The following is a 24,735-nucleotide window of genomic DNA, read 5'->3' on the forward strand; positions in this document are numbered from 1 at the left end:
TCTGGCGGATCCGGCTTCGCCAAGGCGGCTGCCGACGCTGCGGAGGAACGGCTCGAAGCCGCTAAGAACGCGCTTAAGGCAGAGATGCAGGACGCTGAGGCGGCGCTGTTCAGCGGCGAGAAGGTGGTCAGCTGGAAGAGCAGCAGCCGGACGGCGCTGGACACGAAGGCCGTCAAGGCCGAATTGCCGGAGATCTTTGAAAAATACTCGCGCACGAGCTCGTCTCGGCGCTTCCTGATCCACTAAAGGGGGAGAAGTAAATGACCGCAAGCAGAAGCACCACGGAGCTCGGCAACAAGCTCCAGACGCGCGCCAACAACGCGCCGGCAGCACCGAAGCCTCAGAACGAGGGGCTGAAGAGCTTTCTCGCAGCGCCGGCCATCAAGAAGCGTTTCGAGGAAGTCCTCGACAAGCGGGCGCCGCAGTTCATGAGTTCTATGCTCAACCTTTCACGGCTTTTGTGTTGGATTCTGGACGGGCAGCGGCTGCCGGCTCTCATTCGGCGTGTTGGCAATCCTAGCGCTTGATGGAGAACGGCCAGGCTCTTATCCGGCTTTTTTATCCGGACGGCATTCATGGCTCGGTTCTCTTTGTTCCGACCGGTGCCGCATTGGGCATGCTCCAGCTCCATTGCAGGTTGTCGGGACAAGAAAAAAAAAGGAATAAAAAAAAACTGTTGCAAGCGTTTTCGGTTTTCCGTTATACTGAGCGGGTAAAGACTTCCAAAACGTTTTGGAAGGAAGGAGTGAGGAAGACTGACCACCATAAAAGACTTGGCGAAGTATGCGGGAGTCTCCGTCACAACCGTTTCCAGAGCGTTGAACGGCTATGACGATGTGAACGAGGGAACCCGCCAAAAAATCCAGAAAGCAGCCAAAGAGCTCAACTATCGCCCCAATGTGCTCGCCCGCAGCCTGGTCACCAAGAAAACGCGGACGCTCGGCGTGATCCTGTCGGATATCAACCGGGCCGGAGCGAAGGATGCGATGGCATTTGAGATTCTGTGCGGCATCAACGACCGGGCCGGAGAGCTGGATTACGAGATCATGCTGTTCAGCACGAACGCCAAGAAGCAGATGTCCAAATCCTACAGCGACCTGTGCAAGGAAAGGAACGTGGACGGCGCCATCATATCGGGCCTTCGAGTCCAGGACCCGTACCTGCAGGAAGTGACCTACGACTCCAACTTTCCATGTGTGCTGATCGACATTCCTGCCGAGGGCAGCTGCCTCGGACATGTCACGACCGACAACGTGGAGGGAGCTTCCATGGCGGTCAGGCATCTGATCGAGCAGGGGCATCGCCATATCGCGATGATCAACGGCCACAACGATGCGGCGGTCAGCCTGGAGAGGCTGAGCGGCTACCGGAAGACGCTGGAGAAGCACGGGATCGCCTACAGGCCCGAGCTGGTGTTCAACGGCGGCTTCTCGGAAGAGGGCGGCTGCGAGGCGATGTTCGAGATTCTGCTTCATCACCCTGAAGTGACGGCCGTATTCTCGGCGAGCGACTTGATGGTTCTGGGAGCGCTGAGGGCAGTCGAGCGCAGCGGCGGCAAGGTGCCGGAGACAATCTCGATCGTGGGATACGACGACATTGCGATCGCGTCCTACAGCTCTCCCAAGCTTACGACCATCCGCCAGAACAAATACGAAATGGGCTACCAGGCTGCCCAGCTGCTCGTTGACCTCATTGAAGGCAGGCCTGTGAATCACAAGATCATGCTCCATAACGAATTGATGATAAGAGAAAGCACGTCGCCCTGTGAAAAACCGTGACAGCGGAAGGGCGTTTTATTTTCGGAAATTACCAAAACGTTTTGGTTGACAAGTAAGCGCTTCCTAATTAAGGAATATCAGTGTTTATAAGGCATGATCATTTATGGACATCATGTAAAGTTGTCCAAAACGTTTTGGAGATCTAAAGGGGATTGCATACACATGGACTACCGCGTGATAAAAGAGAACGATCTGTTCCTGATGACCGACCATTCGGGCGATATCCCGGAGCGGCAGGAAGAAGGACAAGGCTTCGGCTTGTATACAAGGGATACCCGCTTTCTGAGCGTGCTGGAGCTGCGGATCAACGGCAAGAAGCCGATTGTCCTCTCCTCGGAGGCGGATGAGAATTATTTGTCCACCATCCTGCTTACGAATCCGCATATGGAGATGGACGGCAAGCTCGAGCTGTGGCGGGAATCCATCGAGATCAAGCGGACCCGCTTCATTTACGGCGATGTGCTCTATGAAACGGTTGAAGCGACAAACTACAGTCCGACGGCGTGGGAATTCGAGCTGTCGCTTCGATTCGCGGCCGACTTCACGGATATGTTCGTCATCCGGGGTTTCCAGAGCGGAGGCGCAGGCGTCGCAGCTCCGCCTCTGCCTGGCGAGAACGGGCTTGCGTTCGCTTATGACGGGCTGGACGGCATCAAGCGCAGCCTCATCGCCCGCTGGTCCAGGCAAGCGGACCGCTTCTCTCCCGAAGGGGAAGCGGCATTCCGGATGAAGCTGGAATCCGGACAGTCAAGCGCGGTTCATTTCAGCTTCGCCCCGACGTTCGGAGAGGAGGAAGCGCGGCTCGTTCCGAGGGACGAGGCATTGGAAGCATTGCGCCGGTCGTACCGGGAGTGGAACGAGCAGGCGACATCCGTCGACAGCGATCTGCCCGCCTTCAATCGGCTGTACGGACGCGGCCTGCAGGATATCCGCGTGCTGCTGACGGACATCGGCTTCGGACCGTTCCCTGTCGCAGGTCTGCCATGGTTCGCGGTGCCGTTCGGCCGCGACAGCCTCATTACGGCGCTGCAGCTGCTGCCGATCCAGCCGGAAGCGGCCAAAGGAACTCTTCTGACGATGGCTCATTTCCAGGGGACGAAGGAAGATCCTTGGCGCGACGAGCAGCCGGGCAAAATCATGCATGAGCTCCGCAAGGGAGAGCTGGCGAACACGAATCAGGTTCCCTTCAATCCGTATTACGGCTCGGTGGATTCGACGCCTCTGTTCCTGGTGCTGCTCGGGGAATATGTCAGATGGACCGGGGACATGAATACGCTCAAGCGGCTTCTGCCCCATGCGGACAGGGCGCTGGAGTGGATCGACCGGTACGGGGACCACGGCGGCAGAGGCTTCACCTCCTATTATCAGGAGTCATCCAAAGGCATTGCGAACCAGGGATGGAAGGATTCCGCCGATTCCGTCGTCCATCGGGACGGCCGCTACGCCGAAGCTCCGGTAGCCCTGGTCGAGGTGCAAGGCTACGTCTATCAAGCCAAGCAAGCTCTCGCCGGCCTGTTCCGGACCTTGAACGATCCGGAGAGGAGCGGTCAGGCCGTGCGCCTCGAGGCGGAAGCCGAAGCGCTGAGGCAGCGGTTCGAGGAGCGCTTCTGGATGGAGGATCGCCAGTACTACGCGATCGCCCTGGATGGAGACAGCGCGCAGGTCGGCACCGTGACGTCCAACCCGGGCCATGTTCTCATGTCCGGCCTCGTGTCGCCGGAGAGAGCGGAGGCGGTTGCCCGCCGGCTGATCTCGCCGGAGATGTTCAGCGGTTACGGCATCCGCACGATGGCGGAAGGCGAGAAAGCCTACAACCCGATGAGCTACCACGACGGCAGCATCTGGCCGCATGACAATTCGCTTTGCCTGATGGGCCTTGCCAGGTACGGCCTCGACAAGGAAGCCGCTGTCGTGATGGAAGGACTGCTGGAGGCGTCCGGACATTTCGAGAACGGCCGCCTGCCGGAGCTGTTCTGCGGATATTCGGCTTCAAGAGGCCGCGCGGTCCGCTATCCGGTCGCCTGCTCGCCGCAGGCATGGGCCGCGGCGACTCCGCTCGTGTTCGTCACGGCGATGACGGGGCTGAAGTTCGATCCGTCCTCCAGGACGATCAGCCTGAAGCCGTCTTTGCCGGAAGGAATGAACCGCCTGTCCGTGAAGGGGATGCGGATCGGCGACGGACGGCTGGCGGTGGAAATCGTGCGTACTGGAGGCGAGTATCGGACTACGGTGCTTGAGTTGCCGGATGGCTGGACCGTCGACATGGTTTCCTTGGCAGGACGGCAATAGGCGAATGAAGGTATTTCGGGCCCGCGCCCCGCGCCGGCCCTTAATATAACCACTATTTTAGAGGGGTGTTCCAATCATGAAGATCAAAGGAACCGCATTACTGGCCATCGGGATGTCGGCGGCGATCGCGCTGACGGCCTGCGGTACGAATTCAGGCTCCAATTCCGGCAACGCGGCGAGCGGGAACAGCGGCAAAGCCAGCAACGCAGACGCTTCAGGCGGCACGGAAGCGAAAGAAGTCAAGCTCCGCGTCGGAACGTGGGACGGAGGAGACAGCCTCAAGATCCAGCAGCAAATTGCGGACAATTATATGAAAGCGCATCCCAACGTAAAGGTGTCCATCGAATCCGTGCCGGATCAATACGGCACGAAGCTGCTGACGCAGATCGCCGCCGGCCAGGCGCCGGATGTATTCCAGATCGGCGACGGAGACATCAGCATGTTCATGAACAAGGGGTCGCTTGAAGACTTGACCTCCTATATTCAAGGCGACAACGGAATCAAGCTGGACGATTATTACGCCAACGTCCTCGACGTCGGCAAGCTCGGCGATAAATACTACACGCTGCCGAAGGACTATTCCGACCTGGCCGTATTCTACAATAAAAAATTGTTCGACGAAGCGGGCCTGCCCTATCCGCAAGCAGGCTGGACCTGGGAGCAGCTGTACGACACGGCCAAAAAGCTGACGAAGAAAGACGGCGACCGCATCACCCAGTGGGGAGTCAACCTGCCAGGCGCGTGGACACGTGCCGTCCTGCCTCTGATCAATGCGTACGGCGGCAGCGTCATCAGCCCCGACGGAGAGAAGTTCGACGGCTTCATGAACAGCGACGGAACGGTGAAAGCGCTTGAGCTGTACCAGGACATGTACCAGAAGGACCGCATTTCCCCGTCCAGCACCGAAAGCGCGGCGTTCAAGGGCGTCGATCTGTTCGCGGCAGGCAAAGTGGCGATGAGCGTAGGAGGCCGCTGGCCGGTGACGGATTACAAGAGCAACAAGGACCTGAGCTTCGGCGTCGTCGCCATGCCGGCCGGCCCGAGCGGAGCGGCCAATACGATCTGCTACGCCGGGTATGGATTGTATTCCAAGTCGGCCAACAAGGACGAGGCCTGGAGCTACCTGAAATACCTGACCGGACCCGAAGGACAGGAGCTTCTCGGAGCCTATGCGTTCACGGCGGTCAAAGCTACCGCTGAGAAGCTCGGCCAGACGAATGACGAGGCTCTCAAGCCCTTCCTCAACGATATCCCGAACATCAAGGATTTCCCGGAAAAAACGAGCCCTTACTTCAGCACGACCGGGGGCAAGGCGCTGCAATCGGTCATGGACAAAATGATGCTTGGCAAGCCGATCGACGTGAAGAAAGAGCTGGACGCAGCCGCCAAACAAGGCGATGCGGACCTGCAAACGGCCAAATCCGAGTAAGCCTTGGGATGGCGCCGCTTGGCGGCGCTGCCGCGCAGCAGGAAGGGGAAGAGGATCGTCTTCCCCTGTCCCGGCTGCACGGATCCTGCCTGCAACCGAACGGACCAGCCGCATGCCTTGAGGCGGCGGAGTCGGTCCCACTTAATCCGCTTGAGGTGATAAAAGATGAATATGCCGGAGATGGACGGCGCTTCCGCAACAACCGCAGCTGCTCCCCGCAAGAAGGCAATGCGGGCTACAAGCAAGGAAGCCATATGGTTTTATGTGCTGATCTCTCCTTGGCTGATCGGATTTCTGGCATTCGTGCTCGGTCCGATGATCGCTTCGTTTATCATCAGCCTGACCAAATGGGATTTGCTGACGCCAGCAAAATTTATCGGGTTCAAAAACTATTCCAAGGCGCTGAATCATGATCCGCTTTTTTGGACTTCGCTCAAAGTAACCGTAATCTACTCTGTCTTATCCGTACCGCTGGGACTGGTGTTCTCGCTTGCGCTGGCCCTGCTGCTCAATCAGGCCGCCTGGGGAATGAGGCTGTTCCGCACGATCTTCTATATGCCGGCCGTCGTCAGCGGCGTTTCGGTCATGGTTTTATGGATGTGGATATTCAATCCGGAAATCGGATTATTCAATACGATCCTCGGTTATTTCGGCATCTCGGGACCGGGCTGGATCTACGATCCCAACTGGGCGATGCCTTCCATGGTCATCATGAGCCTCTGGGGAGTAGGCGGTGGCATGATTATCTGGCTGGCCGGCCTGAAGGGCATCTCGCCGTCCCTGTACGAGGCGGCCGACCTCGACGGAGCCAACGCTTGGCAGAAGCTGAAAAACGTCACCGTCCCGATGCTGACTCCGACGATCTTCTTCAACCTGATCATGGGCATCGTCGGCGCGCTGCAGACGTTCGGGCAGGCGTATGTCATGACGAAAGGCGGACCGATGAACTCCACGCTGTTCTACAATTACTACCTGTTCCAGCACGCGTTCGAGAACTTCAACATGGGCTACGCCTCCGCGCTCGCCTGGTTCCTGTTCATCATCATTCTCGTGCTGACGCTGATCGTCGTGAAGTCCTCGGACGCCTGGGTCTACTATGAAGGGGAAAGGAAGTAAAGGCATGCGAACAAACAAATGGCTCCATCAAACCATCGTGTATGCGCTGCTTCTGGCCGGCTCGCTCGTGATGCTGGTTCCTTTCGCCTGGATGCTGTCCACTTCGTTGAAGGAGTCCTACCAAGTGTTCACGGTTCCTGTCAAGTGGATTCCCGATCCGATCCGCTGGGACAACTACATCACGACCTTCACGGGCCTTCCGTTCGGCCGCTGGCTGCTCAACACGCTTGCCGTCACCGTGCCGAACATTATCGGAACGGTGCTGTCCTGCACGGTCGTCGCGTACGGATTCGCCCGCTTCAAGGCGAAGGGCAAAAACATGCTGTTCATCCTCATGCTGTCGACGATGATGCTGCCGACCTCGGTCACGATGATTCCGGTGTTCTACCTGTTCAAGGAACTCGGATGGATGAACACGCTGCTGCCGCTGATCGTACCGGCCTTTTTCGGCACGGCCTTTTATATCTTCCTGCTGAGGCAGTTCTTCATGACGATTCCCGTCGAGATGGAGGAGGCGGCCAAGATCGACGGCGCCAGCACGCTCGGCATTCTCGTCCGCATCATTTTGCCGCTGACCATTCCTGCGATCATCACGGTGGCCATCCTCCAGTTCAACGGCGTCTGGAACGATTTCATGACTCCGCTGCTGTACCTGAACAAGCCGGAGCTGTATACGCTGGCGCTTGGCATCAACTTCTTCAAGAGCGAGAACAACGTCCAGTGGAACTTCCTCATGACGGCTTCCGTCGTCACGATGCTGCCTTCGCTGCTGTTCTATTTCCTCGGCCAGAAATACTTCGTGGAAAGCATTACGCTGACCGGAATGAAAGGATAACAAGCCTATGGCCAAGCTGACCTTGAACCGAAGCGGAGCGGGATGGCTGGCAGGCGTCGGCCTGCTGTCGGCATCCATGCTGGGGCTGGAAATCGCGCTGACGAATGTGCTCGGCGTGCTGCTTCAATATCATTATGTGTCGCTTCTGATCTCGCTGGCCGTCCTCGGCACCGGGGCCGGCGCTTACGCCGCCGTCCGCTTCGGAGGCAAGGCCGGCAGGATGCAGGCTGCGGCTCCTGCGGGCTGGGCAAGCATGGCTGCGGGAGGATACGCCATCCTCCTGAGCTTTGTCCTGGCCCGTTTTCCCTATTCGGGGCAGCTTGCCTTTTACGCGCTGTTGTGCGCGCTGCCGTTCCTGCTGTTCGGCTGGGTCACGGGCCGGGCTCTCGCTTCCGGGACCGCTCCGGCGCCTGCCGTATATGCGGCCGATCTGCTCGGCGCAGCGGCCGGCGCACTGCTGGGCTACATCCTGACGGAACGGCTCGGCGGCTTCGCGGCCGTGTTCCTCATGTCGGCGCCTGCCTTCGCGGCGGCGCTCGCCTTGTTTGCCGGCGGACGGGGCATGAGGAGGAGATATGCCGTCCTGGCAGCCGTGCTGCTGCTCGCAGCGACGCCGCCCGCCTTCGAGACGGCCAGGCAGTTGGACGGCTGGCAGCTCGATTTCGCCGCTTTTCACGGGGCTGCGCCTGACAAGACGATTGTCGGGACGCTGCGCAGCGATCCTTCCGCCCATGTCGTCTCGACGCATTGGGACGGATTCGCCCGCACGGACACGGTCGCGACCGCGGATGACAGCCGCCGCATGCTGTTCGTCAACGGCGGTGCCGGAAGCTATATGTACCGGTTCGACGGCAGCCTGAGCTCCGTTGCCGGCCTTGCCCGTGATATCGAGTTCCTGCCGTTCGCCGCTGGACGCGCGGATCGGACCGCCGTCATCGGAGCGGGCGGGGGACGCGACATTCTGTACGCGCTGCTTGCCGGAGCCAAGGATGTCACTGCCGTCGAGCTGAGCTCCGGCATCGTCCGGAGCATGAGGGAGCAGGCGGACTACAACGGAGGCCTCCTGGATCGTCCCGGCGTCAAGACCGTCGTCGGCGACGGAAGAAGCGTGCTGACCCGCAGCGCCGGCGGTTATGACCTGATCGTCCTAGATCTCGTCTATTCGCAGGTGGGCGGCATGGGCGGCCAAGCCTTGTCTGAAAATTACGTGTTCACGAGGGAAGCGTTCAAGGAGTATTTGGCCAAGCTGGCGCCGGGAGGAAGGCTCGCCATCCTGTCCCATCAAGGCATCGAAGGCGTCCGCGCCTATTATACGGGCCTTGAAGCGCTCATGTCGGACGGGGAGCGCACGGCGGCGGAAGCTTCCCGCCACACGGCGCTGCTTCTGGCAACGGACCAGTCGTCCTCGCCGCAGCTTACCCTGTCCGTGATCCAGAACACGCCGCTCGACTCGAGCCAGCTCAACCTGCTTCAGACCGGGGCGCGCTCGCTGGGGCTGCGGCCGCTGTTCCTTCCGGGCTCCGACGAGGAGCTGTTGAAGCCGCTCGTTCAAGGCCAGGTCCCGTTCGACCGGTTCGTGCGCGATTCCGACTACGCGGTCCATCCCGTCAAGGATGACCGGCCGTTCTTCTTCCAGGTGGACCCCGGCCTGCCGCCCGCTCTCGGGCAATGGCTGGCTGCCGCCGCGGCTTTGACCCTGCTGGCTGCATTCGTGATCGGAATCGGAGAGTACGGGCCAGGCCGGGCTTCAAGGCTGCGGGCTGGAAAGCCGCGCTTGAAATCCTACCCGCTCTATCTGCTGCTCGGGATCGGCTATATGTCCGTCCAGACGGCGCTCATCCAAAAGGCTTTGCTTTATCTCGGCAGTCCTGCGCTTGCATCCATTGCCGTCATCATGCCGCTGCTGCTCGGAGGAAGCTTGGGAAGCGCGGCCGCAGGCCGTTTCCGGCTTCCCGCCTACGCCGGCGCCGGGGCCGCTTTTGCTGCAGCGGTCCTACTGCTGCTGGCGGAGCCTGCCCTGTCGGATCGTCTTCTGGTCTCCGGAGACAGCGCGCGGCTGGCGTTCGTCGGCGTTTCCGCCTTGCTGCTCGGCTTGCCGATGGGCATGCCGCTTCCGTCCGGGCTGCGCGAGGATGACCGGCGGCTGCCGGGCTCTTCCGCCTTTTTCTTTGCCGTGAGCGGCTTGGCCGGCATATGGGGCTCCTTGCTCGGCTCAGCCGTCTCGATGACGGCCGGCGTGACCGCTACGCTGGCTGCCGGCTGCCTGTGTTATGCCGCTGCCGCGGCAGCGGACCGCTTTTTTACCGATAGGAGGAAGGACAAGTGAACATGAAGCTGTGGGATACAGGGCCGAAGCTGGCTCCATATAAGGAAGAGGGAAGCACGGAAGGAGCCTCGTGGCAGGATCTGTTCCTATGTCCGGGCAGCAAGGCGTGCCTGATCGGGGGACAGAATGGAGGCTTTCCGGACTTCGGCCATCACGTCAAGCTTGAAATGGGCGGGCTGTGGCTGCATCCCGTCAAGCTTCTCGACGGATTCTGGCTCGGCATCCGGGACCGGGAAGAAGATGGCGGAGCTTCGGGACCTGTCTGGCTGACGGAGGCCGGCATCTTCGTGAACCATCCCTTCCACAATGAACATCGGTATACGATGAGCAGGCTCGGTCTGGAAATCGTCCGCAGGCAGTTTTGTCCTGACGGCGAGCAAGGGATTCTCGTTTCATTCGCCATTCGAAATCTTCTCGATCGTCCGCGCGATCTGGATGTCCATTTCCTGGTTCGGACCGACCTGAGTCCGGTCTGGTTCTCGGAAGGAATGGAGTGGCGGGAAGGGTTCGATCAAGGCCGATTCCATCCGGATCGCGGCGTCTTTACTGCAAGGGATGAGCATCAGCCTTGGCATGTCGCTGCCGGCTCGGCGCTTCCTGCCTCGAATTGCGACATCGACCGGGAGCTGTTCGGACCGCATTGGACTGCGGGCAAGGGCGTCGGCGGCGAGCTGACATACGCCGGCGAGCACCTTCCCGCGGGAGGCGAGATCGAGATGCGGTTCGCCGTTGCCGGCTCGCTGCACAGCGAGCTCGACGCGCTGGCAAGCCTCGAGAAGCTGCTCGGCTCGGCCGAAGAGCTGTGGGCGGCCAAGGTGCTGCGGTATGAAAGCCTGTTATCCGCCTCCGAGCTGGATATCCCCGACAAGCATTTGCAGAAAACATTTCATTGGGTGAAATTCCATCAGGACTGGCTGCTTCGGGATGTTCCGGGTGTCGGCAGAGGACTCGGGGCGGGCCAGCCGGAGTATCCCTGGTGGTTCGGCTGCGACAGCAGCTATGCGATTCCCGGGCTGCTGGCAACGGGAGGCATGCAGACGGCTCTGGATACGGTGCGTCTGCTGCACCGGGCTTCGGAGCAGGCGAACGGGAACGGCCGCATCATCCACGAGATGTCGACGAACGGGCTTGCCGCCCATCCCGGCAATACGCAGGAGACGGCCCATTTCATCTCTTGCCTGTGGGAGGTGCTGAAATGGACGGGAGATGCCGCGCTCCTTGACGAGCTCTATCCTTCGGTGCTGAAGGGACTGGACTGGCTGCTCGGGGAAATGGACCCCGACGGCGACCTGCTGCCGGAAGGCTACGGCATCATTGAGATCGAGGGCTTGAACGTCGAGCTGATCGATACAGCCGTCTATACGTGGTCCGCGCTCAACGCCGCATCGGAGATGGCGGCCTTGCTGGGAGACGAGAGCGGCCGCAGCCGCTGGGCGGAGCTTGCCGTCCGGGTCGGAGAGGCCGTCAACCGGGGCATGTGGCTGGAAGAGGAAGGCCTCTATGCGGACGCCATGGCTCCGGTGGGCAAGGTCCGGGACAGGATCGATCTCTACATCGAGAGGGCCAGGCAATTCGGAGCCGATAACGCCGTGCGCGATCTCCTGGCGATGAAGGCCGACATGGAAGGGCTGCATCCCGAGCTCGAGAAGCCGTGGCTGTTCAAAAACTGGGTCATCAACACGCCGATGGAAGCGGGGCTCGCTCCGCGGCAGCAGGCGATCCGCGCCCTGGACCGGATGGCAAGCGAGGAGTTCACGGGCCGCTGGGGAACGTATTTGTCCGGCATGTACCGCGATCAGATGATGACGATATCGACCGGCGTTCAAGCCGTGGCGGAGGCGCGTTACGGCCGGATGGACGAGTCGCTCCGCTATGCGCGGATGATCGCCTCCACCTTCAACCGGAGGCTGCCGGGCTCCATGTCGGAGATGTCTCCGGACTATGGCTGCTTCGTGCAGGCATGGACCAATTACGGCATCGTGTGGCCGCTTGCGGCGTACATGTTCGGCATCGGTCCGGAAGCGTACCGCAAGCATCTGACGCTGCAGCCCCGCTTGCCGGAGGAATGGAAGGAAGCCGCCATTTCCAACGTCGGATTCGGCTTGGGCGAGCACGCGGCGGAGCTGCAGCAGTATGAGATCCGGCTCACGGCAGCTGAGGATGTGTACCGCTGGAAGCTGCAGGGCGAAGGCTGGACCGTTAGGCTGCGCTTGCCGGGAGAAGCGCTGGGGGCGGCAGCCGTGCTGCTGGACGGACTCCGGGTCAGGCTGGAAGCCGACGGCGAGGGATGTTATGCGGACGTCGAGGGCGAAGGGGAGCACGAGGTCCGGGTCGTCAAGCTGGCGGCGGCCGGCTCCTGAATGAATAGAAGCCTGCATCCTAGATGCAGGCTTTTTTGCGGCAGCATTGCCGAGGCTTGCTTGCCGTAAGCAGGCTGCTTGCATGTCGTATGCAGATCGCTAGTTAGTTGCTGGCCGCTGCGCCGTCAACGTCAACAGACGGTCACCCGGCTTTCGAGTCCGTTCCGTTCTCTTCCGTTCGATGAGGATCTTCTTCCGAATGGGGAGGGAGCTGCCGGTACAGGACGAGAGCCAGGATAAAATTGATTAGACCGAGGCTTCCGGTTGTGCCAAGTCTTATCCATGCGTACGCGGACATTATCGGAGGCCCGTTCCCGATCGGCCCCGTTTTGGGCACGTTCAGAGCCCACCAGATGTCGATCAGAATGAACAGGAAGAAGACGACAAGAATCAGGCTGAAGACGAGATAGCCGGTCACGAAGAAACGGTTGTTCCTCATCCACCGCTTCTTTTCGCTTCATTAAAAGCGTCCGAGCCGCCCCTGGGGATGCTGAGCGTGTGCCAGTCTCCGGAACGGTACGCCTTGGCGGCATACACGATCTGCCCGACATGATGGCTGAAGTGGGCGACCTGGCGCTGGATCGCTTCGACGACGGTATGCCGCTCGCCGCGGATGAGGACGGTGCCGAGCAGATCTTCCGGCTGCAGGGAATCGAAGGCCGTCCGGAGAGCGGCCCATCCCTCCTCCCAGCCGGAGAGGACAGCCTGCCTGTCCGTCCCGGGCGGAAGCTCGAATTCCCCGTCGCGGTTGCGGTCCGGCTTTTCCCCGTCGGCCGTCAGAAAGTCGGTCCATCTGGACTTCAAGTTCCCGGACAGATGGCGGACGATGACGGCGATGCTGTTGGATTCCGGCGAGGGCGTCCAGAACAGGCCCCCGTCGTCGATTTGGCCGAGCGAGCGGTCCGCCAGCTTCTTCTGGCTTTCGAAGGTCGCGAGGCAGCTTTGCAGCAGATGGCTTCCGAGCTGTTGAGAAGACATGTCGTTTTCCTCCTTAGACTTGTACTCCCCCTATCATACTCTTTGCTGGAAATATCCGGCAAACCGATTTTGCGATCGGCAGGCCAAGCTATTTTTATCGGGAGACGGCAGATAGGCAGGCGGATTTTTTTCTTGAGCATTAATTCTATTTGATGTATATTTATTCATATTGTAAAAAAGGCCGAGAGGAGGACCATGGATGCTGGTAAAGGAAGCGTTGTGCCGCAAAGCAAGCCCCCAGGACGTGGATACGCTGTATGAGCTGATCAAAAATTATGCAGAGAAGGGGATCATGCTTCCGAGGTCCAGGGAAGTGCTCCTCCGGCAGATCGATACGTTCGTCATTGCCGAGCTCGATGGAGATGTCGTCGGCTGCGGCTCTCTTACGCGGCTGGGGCAGGACCTGGTCGAGATCCGCTCGCTCGGGATTACGGAAGGATACAAGGGATACGGCATCGGCAGCAAAATCGTCGATCTGCTGATCAAGAATGCCCAGGAGCAGGGCATACCGAAGATCATGGCGCTGACCTATGAAGTCCGCTTCTTCGAGCGCAATGGATTTGCCGTCGTGAACAAGGATATTTTTCCGGAGAAAGTATGGACCGATTGCATCCATTGCCCCAAGCAGCATGCCTGCGACGAGATCGCGGTTTTGCGAAATATTTGATCAGCCGGCTTCCGGCAGGAACTGAAGGGGCCGATCGCGAAGCAGAAGAAGAAGCCGCCCGGGGGACGGGCGCTTTTTCTTTCGGGCAGGCTGCCCGCCTGAATCGGCCGGGTTTATAGAAGGAAGATGAGTTTTCGGGTGAAAAGCCGGCCTGACATGAAAGCGATTTCTTCAACATATGCTTATCCTAAAGGAGATGCTGCCAAATGTCGTATTTATCCGTCAGCACATGGAGCCTGCATCGGCTTCTCGGTCCTCTTCGCTGGACGATATGGGACGAGGAGGACGGCGTCCACAGGACGGCGCTGGAGCCGCAGCCGGAAGAGCTGTCCTTGCTGGAGCTGCCCGCTGCAGCGGCAGCGAAAGGCTTTCAGGCGCTCGAGGTATGCCACTTCCACTTTCCTTCCCGGGAGCCGGACGATCTCATGAAGCTCAGAGCCGCATTTCGGAATGCAGGAATCGCATTCGATACGCTGTTGCTGGACTACGGGGATCTGACTTCGCCGGATCCACGCAGAGTCGAGGCGGACGAGCGGTATATCTCGTCCTGGATCGATGCTGCCGCCCTTGCCGGAGCGAAGAAGGTGCGGGTCATTGCAGGAGAAGCGATGCCGACCGATGAGGGGGCTCTAGCCCGCTCCGCTGCGAGCCTGGACAGACTGTCGGCCTATGCGCACGAATGCGGGGTGCGCATCGTGACGGAGAATTTCAAGCCTCTGACCTCCACAGGTCCCAGCTGCCTCAAGCTGCTCGGGCGGACGGAGAAGCCGCTGGCGATGATAACGGATTTCGGCAATTTCAAGGGCGCGGCCAAATACGAAGAGCTGGCGATGATTTTGCCGAGAAGCTTGTCCGTGCACGCCAAGGCCGAGTTCGACGAGCACGGCATCCCGGACGAGCAGGAGCTTCGCCTTTGTTTGGAAGCTGTCCGCCATTCGGGTTACGACGGCTCCTACGTCATCATCTATGACGGTCCCGGGGACATGTGGGCCGGAATCGAGAGGGTGCGCCGAATCGTGGAGCCCTATGCGGCCGGCTGAAGCCTTGCAGATACCAAATCACTTGACAATCGTCGAGTAGGTTTGGTATTTTTGTATTAAATGTTAGCACTCATCAAGGTGGAGTGCTAACGGCGAACCGGCAAGCCGGCCGAAAATGGATACGCACGGGAGGAGAACGCGGATGTTAACCGAACGACAGCAGCTTATTCTTGGCGCCATCATCAATGACTATATCCGGTCTGCCGAGCCTGTAGGTTCCCGCAGCATCTCCAAGCGGGGAGACGTAGGGTTCAGCCCTGCGACCATCCGCAACGAGATGGCGGATCTGGAGGAGCTCGGCTTCCTGGAGCAGCCCCATACATCGGCCGGACGCATCCCTTCCATTCAGGGATACCGGTATTACGTCGACCATTTAATGAAGCATGACAGCGTCACGGACAACGAGCTCAAGACCATGCGGTCGTTTTTTGCGAGCCGGATGATCGAGATGGAGCAAGTCGTCCAGCATGCCGCGATGATTATCTCGAACCTGACCAATTACACCTCGATCGTGCTCGGACCCGATTCGGTCAATCAGGCGCTCAAGCATTTCCAGCTTGTTCCCCTTGGCGGAGACAAGGCGGTCGCGATCGTCGTCACGGATACCGGCCATGTCGAGAACCGCACGGTGACGATTCCGGCCGATCTGGACATGAGCGACATGGAGAAGGCGGTCCGTTTTCTCAACGAGAGGCTGAGCGGAGTTCCGCTGCTGCGGCTCAAGTCGCGGCTGTTCTCGGAAGCCGGGGAAGAAATGGGTCGTTACGCCGAGCAGATCGAAGGGCTTCTGGGCATACTTGAACAGGCGCTGCGGCCGGAGCAGGACGGCAGGCTGTTCGTCTCCGGCACGACCAACATCTTAACGCAGCCGGAGTTCAAGGATGTCGACAAGGTCAAGACTCTGTTCGATCTGCTCGACGAGACGCCGACGATGCTGAAGCTGTTCTCGTCCATGCCGGAAGGCATCCAGGTGCGGATCGGAACCGAGAACGACCATGAGGCGATAGCGAGCTGCAGCCTGATTACGGCGACTTATGCTCTCGACGGACATTCGCTCGGCACGATCGGCATTCTCGGCCCTACCCGGATGGACTACGGCAAGGTCATCAGCCTTTTGGGAGCGCTCAGCAGCAACATGCATTTGATGATCGGGCGCGGAGGGCAGCGCTGAAGCGGAGACATTGGATCCCGCACCGCCATGGTGCAGGATGACCGGGCTAGATCCCGGTACATAAGCCGCTAGCGGCGATTATTGCAGGAGGTGAGTATGCTTGGAATCCAAGAAGAATACGCTAGATGAACAGGAACAGCATCACGAAGGGGATAGGATGGACCCGGATCAGCAGACGGCCGAGCAGGCATCGGCTGCCGCGGCAGGCGAGCCGGCTCCGGCAGAGGGCGGGGCGGAAGCCGAAGCTCCCGCAGCAGATCCGCGCTACGACGAGTTGTCAAAGCAGGCGGAGGAGCACCAGCAGCGCTATCTGCGCGCACAGGCGGACTTCGACAATTTCCGCCGCCGCACGCAGAAGGAGAAGGAAGAGCTTGCCCAGTACGCCTCCTCGAAGCTTCTGACCCAGCTTTTGCCGGTCGTCGACAACTTCGAGCGCGCGCTAGCGGCGGCAGCCGGCAGCGGCGATTCCGATTCGCTTGCCAAGGGCGTGGACATGATTTTCCGCCAGCTGCAAGGCGTTCTTGAACAGGAAGGCCTCAAAGCGATGGAAGCGGTCGGAAGCCCGTTCAACCCCGAGTTCCATCAGGCGATCATGCAGGTGGAGTCGGAAGACCATGAGGAAGGCATCGTCGTGGAGGAAGTCCAGAAGGGCTATATCCTCAAGGACAAGGTGCTTCGCCCTGCGATGGTCAAGGTCAGCGGTTAAGCGGTCGTCCCGGCGCATTAAGCTGCCTTTAAGATACAGAGGTTATACTTCATTTATAAAATGTGGATGAAAACGAAGGAGGATATACTCATGAGCAAAGTAATCGGCATCGACCTTGGAACAACGAACTCCTGCGTAGCGGTAATGGAAGGCGGCGAAGCCGTCGTCATTCCGAATCCGGAAGGCAACCGCACGACCCCATCGGTCGTCGGCTTCAAGAAGGACGGCGAGCGCATCGTCGGCGAAACGGCCAAGCGCCAAGCGATCACGAATCCGGACCGCACGATCATGTCGATCAAGCGCCATATGGGCACAAACCACAAGGAAACGGTAGACGGCAAAGACTTCACGCCGCAAGAAATCTCTGCGATCATTCTGCAGAAGCTGAAATCCGATGCGGAAGCCTACCTGGGCCAAGCCGTGACGCAAGCGGTCATTACCGTACCGGCCTACTTCAACGATTCCCAGCGCCAGGCGACCAAGGACGCAGGCAAAATCGCCGGCCTCGAAGTGCTCCGCATCGTCAACGAGCCGACGGCCGCAGCACTTGCTTACGGCCTCGAGAAAACGGAAGATCAAACGATTCTCGTCTATGACCTTGGCGGCGGCACGTTCGACGTCTCCATCCTCGAGCTCGGCGACGGCTTCTTCGAAGTCAAAGCGACAAGCGGCGACAACCACCTCGGCGGCGACGACTTCGACCAAGTCATCATCGACCATATCGTATCCGAGTTCAAGAAAGAGCATGGAACGGATCTGTCCAAGGACAAGGCTGCCGTCCAGCGCCTGAAGGATGCGGCCGAGAAAGCGAAGAAAGAGCTGTCCGGCGTCCTGACGACGACGATCAGCCTGCCGTTCATCACGATGGTAGACGGCGTTCCCCAGCACTTGGAGATGAACCTTACCCGCGCCAAATTCGAAGAGATCGCAGCTCCGCTCGTCGAGCGCACTCTCGGACCTACGCGTCAAGCTCTGAGCGACTCCGGCCTGTCCGCGAGCGAGATCAGCAAGGTCGTCCTTGTCGGCGGCTCCACTCGCATTCCTGCCGTGCAGGAAGCGATCAAGAAGCTGATCGGCAAAGAGCCGCATAAAGGCGTCAACCCGGATGAAGTCGTCGCTCTCGGCGCTGCCGTTCAAGCGGGCGTCCTGACCGGCGACGTCAAGGATGTCGTGCTGCTCGACGTCACTCCGCTCTCCCTCGGCATCGAGACGGCCGGCGGCGTGTTCACCAAAATGATCGACCGCAACACGACGATCCCAACGAGCAAATCCCAAGTGTACTCCACCTATGCGGACAACCAAACAAGCGTAGAAATCCACGTCCTGCAAGGCGAGCGCTCCATGGCTTCGGGCAACAAGACGCTTGGACGCTTCATGCTGGGAGACATTCCGCCGGCTCCGCGCGGAATTCCGCAGATCGAAGTCACCTTCGACATCGACGCCAACGGCATCGTGAACGTCAGCGCCTTGGATAAAGGCACGGGCAAGAGCCAGAAGATTACGATCACATCCTCGAGCGGCCTCAGCGACGAGGAAGTCGAGCGCATGATGAAGGACGCCGAGCTGAACGCCGAGGAAGACCGCAAGCGCAAAGAGCTCGTCGAAGCGAAAAACAATGCCGACCAGCTGATCTACTCCGTCGACAAGACGGTGAAGGATCTGGGCGACAAAGTCGATGCGGGCGAGATCGAAAAAGCGAACAAAGCGAAGGAAGCTCTGCAGGCGGCAATCGGCGGCGAAGATCTGGAAGTCATCCAGAAGGCGACCGAGGAGCTGACGGAAATCGTGCAGCAGCTGTCCGTTAAGCTTTATGAGCAAGCGGCTCAAGCCGAGCAGGGCGCTCCTGGCGCAGACGCGGGCGGAGCTTCCGCCGGCGGCAAGGACAACGTCGTGGACGCCGACTACGAAGTCGTCGACGACAAGAAGTAAGCGGGTTGCTTCTTCGACGCGAATGGACAGGGATGGACTTGAAGGAGCCGTTCGCGTTACCATAGCAATAGCCATCCATCAAGCGGCTCCGCCTTTTTCCAAGCAGCGCCCTGCGGCCATCCGGCCCGGGGCACCGGGAGGGAGAGGGCGGCAAGCCGTTTGTTGCGTGTTTGAGCAAGGGTGAAAGTAAGAGTTTAGATGCGGATATGCGGGAGTGGTCTGTTCGGGTCTGGAAAACGTCAGTGGTCGCCTTTGAAGACAAATTTCAACCCTTTTAAGGGGTTGTGAAAAAAGAAAGTTGTCTTCAACAGCGATGGGAAGATCGAACAGTTCCTACAGCATGCTTGAGCATATCGATAAAATCTCATGGGGGTGAGAGAGGTTGGCGGACAAACGCGATTATTACGAGGTGCTTGGAGTCGATAAAGGCGCCTCGGGCGAAGACATCAAGAAGGCTTACCGCAAGATGGCCAGGCAGTACCATCCCGACGTGAACAAGGAAGCGGATGCGGAAAGCAAGTTCAAGGAAGTGAAGGAAGCCTACGACACGCTGAGCGACGATCAGAAGCGTTCGGTGTATGATCAGTACGGCCACGTCGACCCGAATCAGTTCGGAGGAGGCGGCTTCTCCGGACAGGACTTCGGAGGCGGCTTCGGCGACATCTTCGACATGTTCTTCGGCGGCGGAGGCGGCCGGCGCGATCCTAACGCGCCGCAGCGGGGCAACGACCTGCAGTATACGATGACGATCGAGTTCAAGGAAGCGGTGTTCGGCAAGGAAACCGAGATCACCATTCCGCGGACCGAAAATTGCGATACATGCCACGGCTCCGGCGCCAAGCCGGGAACGAAGCCGGAAACCTGCTCGGTCTGCCGCGGCAGCGGTCAGCAGGAGGTCGTGCAGAACACGCCTTTCGGCCGCATGGTCAACCGCCGCGCCTGCACGAACTGCAGCGGCACCGGCAAAATCATCAAAGAAAAATGCGGCACCTGCCATGGCGCCGGCAAAGTCAAAAAACAGCGTAAAATCACGGTCAAGATTCCGGCGGGCGTGGACGAAGGCGCTCAAATCCGCCTGACCGGCGAGGGCGAAGGCGGAACGAAAGGCGGCCCGAACGGCGATCTGTACATCGTGCTGCGCGTCAAGCCGCATGAATTCTTCGACCGCGAGAACGACGACATCTACTGCGAGATCCCGCTCACGTTCGCGCAGGCGGCGCTCGGCGACGAGATCGAGATTCCGACGCTGACCGAGAAGGTCAAGCTGAAGATTCCGGCCGGCACCCAGACGGGCACGTATTTCCGCCTGAAGGGCAAAGGCGTGCCGAAGCTGCGCGGCTACGGCAACGGCGACCAGCATGTCAAGGTGACGGTCGTGACGCCGACCGCCCTCAGCGACGAGCAGAAGGATCTGCTTCGCCAGCTCGGCGGCTTAGGCGGCTCCTCGGCTCCTGGCCAGGAGCAGGAGCATCACGAAAGCATTTTCGACCGGATGAAAAAGGCTTTCCGGGGCGACTAGTTCTGCAAGGCAAGGCAAGGCAATAAGGTGCGTTCTTCTCCTTGAAGAGCGCACTTTTTGTCTTTTGAATCAGCAATTATGATGGGTATCATGCTGACACATAAATTCTATCGCCGCAATAAAAGGTGAACGCGCTTGAGAAAGCACGACCAGCTTTGCATGTATGAAAGCGCTTGACACGATCCCATCCTGCGCTTATGATTAACCCGTGGTCAATTGGATGATCCAATTACGGCAACGTGCGAGATAGAGAGGAAAGACTTATTTATGACGATTAAGAAAATCAAATATCATCGGGTCTACGAGGATGTCATCGAGCAGCTGAAAACCCTTATTCTCGAAGGCAACCTCGCCCCAGGAGACTTCCTGCCGACGGAGAGGGAGCTGGCCCAGTCGTTCGGCATCAGCCGCGGCACGCTGCGGGAGGCGTTCCGCATCCTGGAGCGCGAAGGGCTGATCGAGGCCAGGCCCGGCGGCGGCCGCTTCCTGAGCAAGTCGCTTGAAGTCGCCGAGGACCGCAGCCGCATCCTCGACAATATCGAGCGGGCGACGATCATTGAACTGCTGGAGGCCCGCGAGCTGTTCGAGACCGGCATCGTGGAGCTCGCCGCCAAGCGGGCGACCGAGGAGGATATCGCGGAGATCGAAGACGCTTTCGAGGCTTGGGGAAGGATCGATCTCGACGGGGACCGCTCCAAGCCGGATCAGGCTTTCCACCTGTCGATCGCCAAGGCGACCCATAATGTCGTGCTCGTCAACATGATCGAGCTGCAGATGGATATGCTGCAGCGCACGCTGAGCAAGACGGCGGTCATTCCCGGCCGCAAGAGCGAGGTCTACGAGGAGCATCTGCTCATTCTGCAGGCGATCAAGGAACGGGATCCCGTCAAGGCGAGGCTTGCCTTGCTCAACCATTTGAGCCATGTGAAGGACAATATTCAACGAAACGCGGTTCAAGCCTAAGGGGAGATCCCCTTTTTCTTCACCCCAAATTGGGTGATCCAATTATCCAGCTGTCCAATCATCCAAATGTTTCCAGAACGATCTACTACGACTTGAAAAGGAGGGAGACCGAGATGAGCACAGACATTCGAATCTTATCGCCCTGCGGCATGCTGGGATACGGATTTCCGGAGAAATCCTTCATGAACGGAATGAGCCAGGAGCCGCACGGCATCGTCGTGGATGCCGGCTCGACCGATGGAGGACCGCACAAGCTGGGCGCCGGCGTCTCCATCGTCAGCAAGAGGGCGGTGAAGAAGGACCTCGGCATCATGATTCCAGCCGGACTATCCAGCGGAATACCGATCATCATCGGCTCGGCCGGGGGCTCCGGAGCGAGAACGCATGTGAACTGGACGCTGGAGATCATCGACGAGCTCCTGGAGGAAATGAACCTGCAGGCCAGCATTACCGTCATCTGGGCAGACTTCTCTCAGCAGGATATCCGGCAGGCCAGAGAGGAAGGGCGGATCGTCTCCCTGAGTCCGAACATTCCGCCGCTCACGGAAGAGGCCATCGCGGCTACGAACAGCATCGTGGCCCAGATGGGACACGAGCCGATCGTCGAAGCGCTGCGAGGCGGGGCGGATATCATCGTCTGCGGCAGAGCCTACGATCCATCGCCGTTCGCGGCTATCGGCATCTATCATGGCAAGGATCCGGGCCTGTCCTACCATCTGGGCAAGATTTTGGAATGCGGCGCGCTGTGCGCCGAGCCGGGCACGACCAAGGACAGCATTCTCGGGACGATCGGCGACGGCTATTTCACCGTCCAATCGCTCAATCCGGACCGGACCTGCAGCGAGACAAGCGTGGCGGCCCATACGTTCTACGAGAAGGAGCATCCCTACATCCTGCATGGACCGGGCTTCACGCTGGACCTGGAGTTATGCCGCTTCGAGGAAAGCAGTCCTGGCGTCGTGCGCGTCAGCGGCAGCCGGTATCTACCGGCAGAGACGTATAGAATCAAGCTCGAAGGCGCGAGGCAGACCGCTTACCGGACCTTCGTCGTGGCGGGCATCCGCGACCCGATCCTGCTGGGCAAGCTGGAGGCGGTCCAGGAGCTGGTCCGCAGCCAGGCGAAGGACTACTATCGGGACATCCCGGAGTCGGATTACGAGATCCGCTTCTACAACTACGGGATGAACGGCGTGCTGGGCAGCCAGGAGCCGGAGGCGTTCCGGGGACATGAGGTCGGCGTCATGTTCGAGGTTGTCGCCCGCACGCAGGAGCTGGCCAGCAGCATCTGCGCGACCGTCCGCTCGACCTTCCTGCATTACGGCTATGAGGGACGCAAGTCGACCGCCGGCAATCTGGCCTTTCCGTTCGCTCCCAGCGATATCGAGTTCGGGCCGGTATATGCGTTTTCCGTGTACCACCTGATGGAATCGAGACCGGATGTCTTCACGATCGAGCAGCGATAAGGAGGAAGCAAGCCATGACCAAGCTCGGCGATATGGCCAAGGTGCTGCGAAGCAAAAACTCCGGCCCCTTTGAACTTACTCTGGATGTGCTCTTCGACTCCAGGGAAATGTATGAACACGTCAAGAACTCCGGTTCCGTCACAAGAGAAGCCGTCAGCAAGGCTTATGGAATGACGGAGGAACGGATTCATCACTTTGTCTTTTTCGACCAGGCACTCGGCTTCAAGGTGACGATGTCGCGGGATATCTCCTCCGGCAGCGCCGGAGACCGGGATGTGTACGGAGCCCAGCAGCATGCCCCGCTCATGCAGCTGGAAATCCATTGTCCCCGGGAGGTGTAGGCTATGAACGTCATGAAGCGGCTGCGGCAGGACTGGGTTCTTTACGCCATGCTGTTCCTGCCCCTGCTCTACTTCTTCATCTTCCATCTCATCCCGCTGTACGGCATGAAGCTCGCCTTCCAGGATTACCGCATCATCGGCGACCCTGTCTGGGTCGGATGGAAGCATTTCAAGACGCTGTTCAGCTCGCCGGCATTCGCCAGCGTGCTCCAGAACACCATCATCATCAGCTTGATGAAGATCATCTTCGTCTTTCCGATTCCGATCGCGCTGTCTCTCTTCATCAATGAAGTGCGCAGCTCCAAGTACCGCAAATACGTGCAGTCCGTGCTTTACCTGCCGCATTTCCTGTCCTGGGTCGTCATCGCGGGCATCTGGATCAGCCTTCTGAATCCGGCGACCGGCGGCGTCAACCAGATCGCGAGCTTCTTCCAGCTGCCGTCGGTCGATTATATGACGAGCAAGGAGCATATCCGCTGGGTGCTCGTCTTCTCGGAGATTTGGCGCAGCGCGGGATGGGATTCCATCATCTATCTGGCTGCGATCATGAAAATCAGCCCGGGGCTGTACGAAGCGGCCAAGATCGACGGCGCGACCCGGCTGCAGCAGATGCGCTTCATTACGATGCCCCATCTCTACAGCACTGTTGTAACCGTCTTCATTCTCAATCTGGGCTTCTTCATGAATGCCGGCTTCGATCAGGTGTTCAACTTCATGAATGCATCGGTCATCAGCGTCGTGGACATTCTGGACACGTATGTGTACCGGATCGGCATCGGCAACGGCCAGTTCGCCTATGCGACAGCGGCAAGCCTGTTCAAGGGCGTCATCGGCATCGTCCTCATCCTAGGCACGCATTTCATCTCGAAGCGCATCTCAGGCAAAGGCGTCTGGTAGGGGGGATAACAGTGAGAAGACTGGAAGTTTCGAAACTCGTCATTTATTTGCTGTTGTTCGCCTTCACGCTCATGGTGCTCGTGCCTCTGCTCAATCTGCTTGCCCTTTCCTTCACGGAGCCGGGCAAGGCGCATCTGATGGGCGGTCTGGACATCATCCCGAAAGGCTTCTCCACGCTCAACTATGAGCTTCTGTTCGCCAATCCGCTCATTACAGGCAGCATCCTCAATTCGGTCTGGATTACCGTTGCGGGTACGGCGCTGAACCTGGCGCTCACCTCGATGGCCGCCTACGTGCTCGCCCGCAATGAATTCGCAGGCAAGAAATTCGTCCTTTTCTTCCTGATTGTCATCATGGTATTCGAGCCGGGCATGATACCCGAATATTTGCTCATCAAGGATATCGGCCTGATGAATACGCTGACCTCGCTGATTCTGTACAAGGCGGTCAATGTGTATTATCTCTTCATCCTGATGCGGTTTTTCCAGGACATTCCGGAGGAAATTCTGGAGGCCTCCCGCATCGACGGAGCCGGCCACTTCCGCATGTACAGCCGGATCATGATGCCGCTCTCCAAGCCGGGGCTGGCTACGCTCGGACTGTTCTACGGCGTGTACCACTGGAACGAGTATTTCCGGGCCACGCTGTACATCTCGGAGCCGGCGAAGTGGCCGCTGCAGGTCGTGCTGAGGCAGTTCGTCGTCCGCAAGGACAACACGTCGCTCATCGGCAGCCAGAATATGTTCGACAGCTCCATCCATTTCGACTTCGCGGCGCTGCAGGCCGGAACGATCATCATCGCCATCGTGCCGCTGCTCGTGCTCTACCCGTTCATCCTGAAGTATTACGCCAAGGGCGCTCTGGAAGGGGGAGTCAAGGATTAAGCCGGAGCGTTCCGGCCGCAAGGGCAGCTCAAGCGAGGCAGGTT

At 59.3% G+C, this 24,735-nt stretch carries 21 protein-coding genes and 1 pseudogene; 20 read left to right on the plus strand and 2 right to left on the minus strand.

Translation table 11 applies throughout. The annotated features are described in order from the left end of the window. The 9 genes and pseudogenes from BN871_RS28395 to BN871_RS13810 form a co-directional block, all read left to right on the plus strand. A pseudogene (locus tag BN871_RS28395) lies at positions 1 to 246 on the plus strand (hypothetical protein); the annotation flags it as partial. Positions 247 to 260: 14 nt separating this feature from the next. Beyond that, on the plus strand, positions 261 to 527 hold the full coding sequence (locus BN871_RS28400) for a hypothetical protein (protein ID WP_048746665.1): 267 nt from the start codon (positions 261 to 263) through the stop codon (positions 525 to 527). A gap of 228 nt (positions 528 to 755) precedes the next feature. Beyond that, on the plus strand, positions 756 to 1,778 hold the full coding sequence (locus BN871_RS13780; protein ID WP_048746666.1) for a LacI family DNA-binding transcriptional regulator: 1,023 nt from the start codon (positions 756 to 758) through the stop codon (positions 1,776 to 1,778). 162 nt (positions 1,779 to 1,940) lie between these two features. Continuing rightward, positions 1,941 to 4,067, plus strand: a complete 2,127-nt coding sequence (locus BN871_RS13785; RefSeq protein ID WP_048746668.1) for an amylo-alpha-1,6-glucosidase — start codon at positions 1,941 to 1,943, stop codon at positions 4,065 to 4,067. Positions 4,068 to 4,143: 76 nt separating this feature from the next. Next, on the plus strand, positions 4,144 to 5,496 hold the full coding sequence (locus BN871_RS13790; protein ID WP_048746669.1) for a sugar ABC transporter substrate-binding protein: 1,353 nt from the start codon (positions 4,144 to 4,146) through the stop codon (positions 5,494 to 5,496). A 165-nt stretch (positions 5,497 to 5,661) separates the two neighbouring features. Beyond that, positions 5,662 to 6,612, plus strand: a complete 951-nt coding sequence (locus tag BN871_RS13795) for a carbohydrate ABC transporter permease (RefSeq protein WP_021879832.1) — start codon at positions 5,662 to 5,664, stop codon at positions 6,610 to 6,612. A 4-nt stretch (positions 6,613 to 6,616) separates the two neighbouring features. Beyond that, positions 6,617 to 7,447 (plus strand): carbohydrate ABC transporter permease, encoded by an 831-nt coding sequence (locus BN871_RS13800; protein ID WP_198156145.1) that lies wholly within the window; start codon positions 6,617 to 6,619, stop codon positions 7,445 to 7,447. A gap of 7 nt (positions 7,448 to 7,454) precedes the next feature. Then, positions 7,455 to 9,773: a class I SAM-dependent methyltransferase gene (locus BN871_RS13805; protein ID WP_021879830.1), complete on the plus strand. Its 2,319-nt coding sequence runs from the start codon at positions 7,455 to 7,457 to the stop codon at positions 9,771 to 9,773. Then, positions 9,770 to 12,133 carry a hypothetical protein gene (locus BN871_RS13810; RefSeq protein WP_048746671.1) on the plus strand — a complete coding sequence of 788 codons (2,364 nt, stop codon included), beginning with the start codon at positions 9,770 to 9,772 and terminating at the stop codon, positions 12,131 to 12,133. Before BN871_RS13805 ends, BN871_RS13810 begins: the two co-directional genes overlap by 4 nt. 142 nt (positions 12,134 to 12,275) lie before the next feature. On the opposite strand, the gene BN871_RS13815 is transcribed toward BN871_RS13810, so the two are convergent. Both BN871_RS13815 and BN871_RS13820 read right to left on the minus strand, forming a co-directional pair. Next, complete coding sequence (locus tag BN871_RS13815) at positions 12,276 to 12,572, minus strand: hypothetical protein (RefSeq protein WP_021879828.1); 297 nt, start codon at positions 12,570 to 12,572, stop codon at positions 12,276 to 12,278. Further along, entirely contained in the window at positions 12,569 to 13,111 is a 543-nt protein-coding gene (locus BN871_RS13820; RefSeq protein ID WP_021879827.1) for a DUF1572 family protein, read from the minus strand. The genes BN871_RS13815 and BN871_RS13820 overlap by 4 nt, the downstream gene beginning before the upstream one ends. 199 nt (positions 13,112 to 13,310) lie before the next feature. Here BN871_RS13820 and BN871_RS13825 point away from each other — a divergent pair, with 199 nt between their 5' ends. From BN871_RS13825 to BN871_RS13875, 11 genes are all read left to right on the plus strand, one after another. Then, positions 13,311 to 13,778, plus strand: a complete 468-nt coding sequence (locus tag BN871_RS13825) for an N-acetyltransferase (RefSeq protein WP_021879826.1) — start codon at positions 13,311 to 13,313, stop codon at positions 13,776 to 13,778. A gap of 206 nt (positions 13,779 to 13,984) precedes the next feature. Next, complete coding sequence (locus BN871_RS13830; RefSeq protein WP_021879825.1) at positions 13,985 to 14,818, plus strand: sugar phosphate isomerase/epimerase; 834 nt, start codon at positions 13,985 to 13,987, stop codon at positions 14,816 to 14,818. A gap of 142 nt (positions 14,819 to 14,960) precedes the next feature. Continuing rightward, the gene (gene hrcA / locus BN871_RS13835; protein WP_048746674.1) at positions 14,961 to 15,989 is read left to right on the plus strand and encodes a heat-inducible transcriptional repressor HrcA; all 1,029 of its coding nucleotides are present in this window, start codon (positions 14,961 to 14,963) and stop codon (positions 15,987 to 15,989) included. Between the two features lie 100 nt (positions 15,990 to 16,089). Further along, positions 16,090 to 16,695 carry a nucleotide exchange factor GrpE gene (gene grpE, locus BN871_RS13840; RefSeq protein ID WP_069202441.1) on the plus strand — a complete coding sequence of 202 codons (606 nt, stop codon included), beginning with the start codon at positions 16,090 to 16,092 and terminating at the stop codon, positions 16,693 to 16,695. 90 nt (positions 16,696 to 16,785) lie between these two features. Further along, a complete protein-coding gene (dnaK, locus tag BN871_RS13845) occupies positions 16,786 to 18,624 on the plus strand; it encodes a molecular chaperone DnaK (RefSeq protein WP_048746676.1) in 1,839 nt (612 codons plus the stop codon). Positions 18,625 to 19,006: 382 nt separating this feature from the next. Next, entirely contained in the window at positions 19,007 to 20,143 is a 1,137-nt protein-coding gene (dnaJ, locus tag BN871_RS13850; RefSeq protein WP_048746678.1) for a molecular chaperone DnaJ, read from the plus strand. A gap of 267 nt (positions 20,144 to 20,410) precedes the next feature. Next, positions 20,411 to 21,106, plus strand: a complete 696-nt coding sequence (locus BN871_RS13855) for a FadR/GntR family transcriptional regulator (protein WP_048746679.1) — start codon at positions 20,411 to 20,413, stop codon at positions 21,104 to 21,106. A 113-nt stretch (positions 21,107 to 21,219) separates the two neighbouring features. After that, positions 21,220 to 22,569 (plus strand): acyclic terpene utilization AtuA family protein, encoded by a 1,350-nt coding sequence (locus BN871_RS13860; RefSeq protein ID WP_048746680.1) that lies wholly within the window; start codon positions 21,220 to 21,222, stop codon positions 22,567 to 22,569. Between the two features lie 14 nt (positions 22,570 to 22,583). Beyond that, positions 22,584 to 22,910 (plus strand): DUF4387 domain-containing protein, encoded by a 327-nt coding sequence (locus BN871_RS13865; protein ID WP_021880290.1) that lies wholly within the window; start codon positions 22,584 to 22,586, stop codon positions 22,908 to 22,910. Between the two features lie 3 nt (positions 22,911 to 22,913). Continuing rightward, positions 22,914 to 23,807 (plus strand): sugar ABC transporter permease, encoded by an 894-nt coding sequence (locus BN871_RS13870; RefSeq protein WP_048746682.1) that lies wholly within the window; start codon positions 22,914 to 22,916, stop codon positions 23,805 to 23,807. Positions 23,808 to 23,818: 11 nt separating this feature from the next. Next, positions 23,819 to 24,691 (plus strand): carbohydrate ABC transporter permease, encoded by an 873-nt coding sequence (locus BN871_RS13875; protein ID WP_021880288.1) that lies wholly within the window; start codon positions 23,819 to 23,821, stop codon positions 24,689 to 24,691. Positions 24,692 to 24,735: the final 44 nt, after the last annotated feature.

Origin of the sequence: Paenibacillus sp. P22, from assembly GCF_000469945.2 — a bacterium.
Lineage (GTDB): Bacteria > Bacillota > Bacilli > Paenibacillales > Paenibacillaceae > Paenibacillus_O > Paenibacillus_O humicus.

Coding starts and splice junctions, on each gene's coding strand:
- BN871_RS13865 (WP_021880290.1), top strand. CDS start 22,584: ATGACCAAGCTCGGCGATATGGCCAAGGTGCTGCGAAGCAAAAACTCC.
- BN871_RS13825 (WP_021879826.1), top strand. CDS start 13,311: ATGCTGGTAAAGGAAGCGTTGTGCCGCAAAGCAAGCCCCCAGGACGTG.
- BN871_RS13815 (WP_021879828.1), bottom strand. CDS start 12,572: ATGAGGAACAACCGTTTCTTCGTGACCGGCTATCTCGTCTTCAGCCTG.
- BN871_RS13830 (WP_021879825.1), top strand. CDS start 13,985: ATGTCGTATTTATCCGTCAGCACATGGAGCCTGCATCGGCTTCTCGGT.
- BN871_RS13785 (WP_048746668.1), top strand. CDS start 1,941: ATGGACTACCGCGTGATAAAAGAGAACGATCTGTTCCTGATGACCGAC.
- BN871_RS13790 (WP_048746669.1), top strand. CDS start 4,144: ATGAAGATCAAAGGAACCGCATTACTGGCCATCGGGATGTCGGCGGCG.
- BN871_RS13860 (WP_048746680.1), top strand. CDS start 21,220: ATGAGCACAGACATTCGAATCTTATCGCCCTGCGGCATGCTGGGATAC.
- BN871_RS13855 (WP_048746679.1), top strand. CDS start 20,411: ATGACGATTAAGAAAATCAAATATCATCGGGTCTACGAGGATGTCATC.
- BN871_RS28400 (WP_048746665.1), top strand. CDS start 261: ATGACCGCAAGCAGAAGCACCACGGAGCTCGGCAACAAGCTCCAGACG.
- BN871_RS13800 (WP_198156145.1), top strand. CDS start 6,617: ATGCGAACAAACAAATGGCTCCATCAAACCATCGTGTATGCGCTGCTT.
- BN871_RS13795 (WP_021879832.1), top strand. CDS start 5,662: ATGAATATGCCGGAGATGGACGGCGCTTCCGCAACAACCGCAGCTGCT.
- hrcA (WP_048746674.1), top strand. CDS start 14,961: ATGTTAACCGAACGACAGCAGCTTATTCTTGGCGCCATCATCAATGAC.
- BN871_RS13870 (WP_048746682.1), top strand. CDS start 22,914: ATGAACGTCATGAAGCGGCTGCGGCAGGACTGGGTTCTTTACGCCATG.
- BN871_RS13805 (WP_021879830.1), top strand. CDS start 7,455: ATGGCCAAGCTGACCTTGAACCGAAGCGGAGCGGGATGGCTGGCAGGC.
- BN871_RS13820 (WP_021879827.1), bottom strand. CDS start 13,111: ATGTCTTCTCAACAGCTCGGAAGCCATCTGCTGCAAAGCTGCCTCGCG.
- dnaK (WP_048746676.1), top strand. CDS start 16,786: ATGAGCAAAGTAATCGGCATCGACCTTGGAACAACGAACTCCTGCGTA.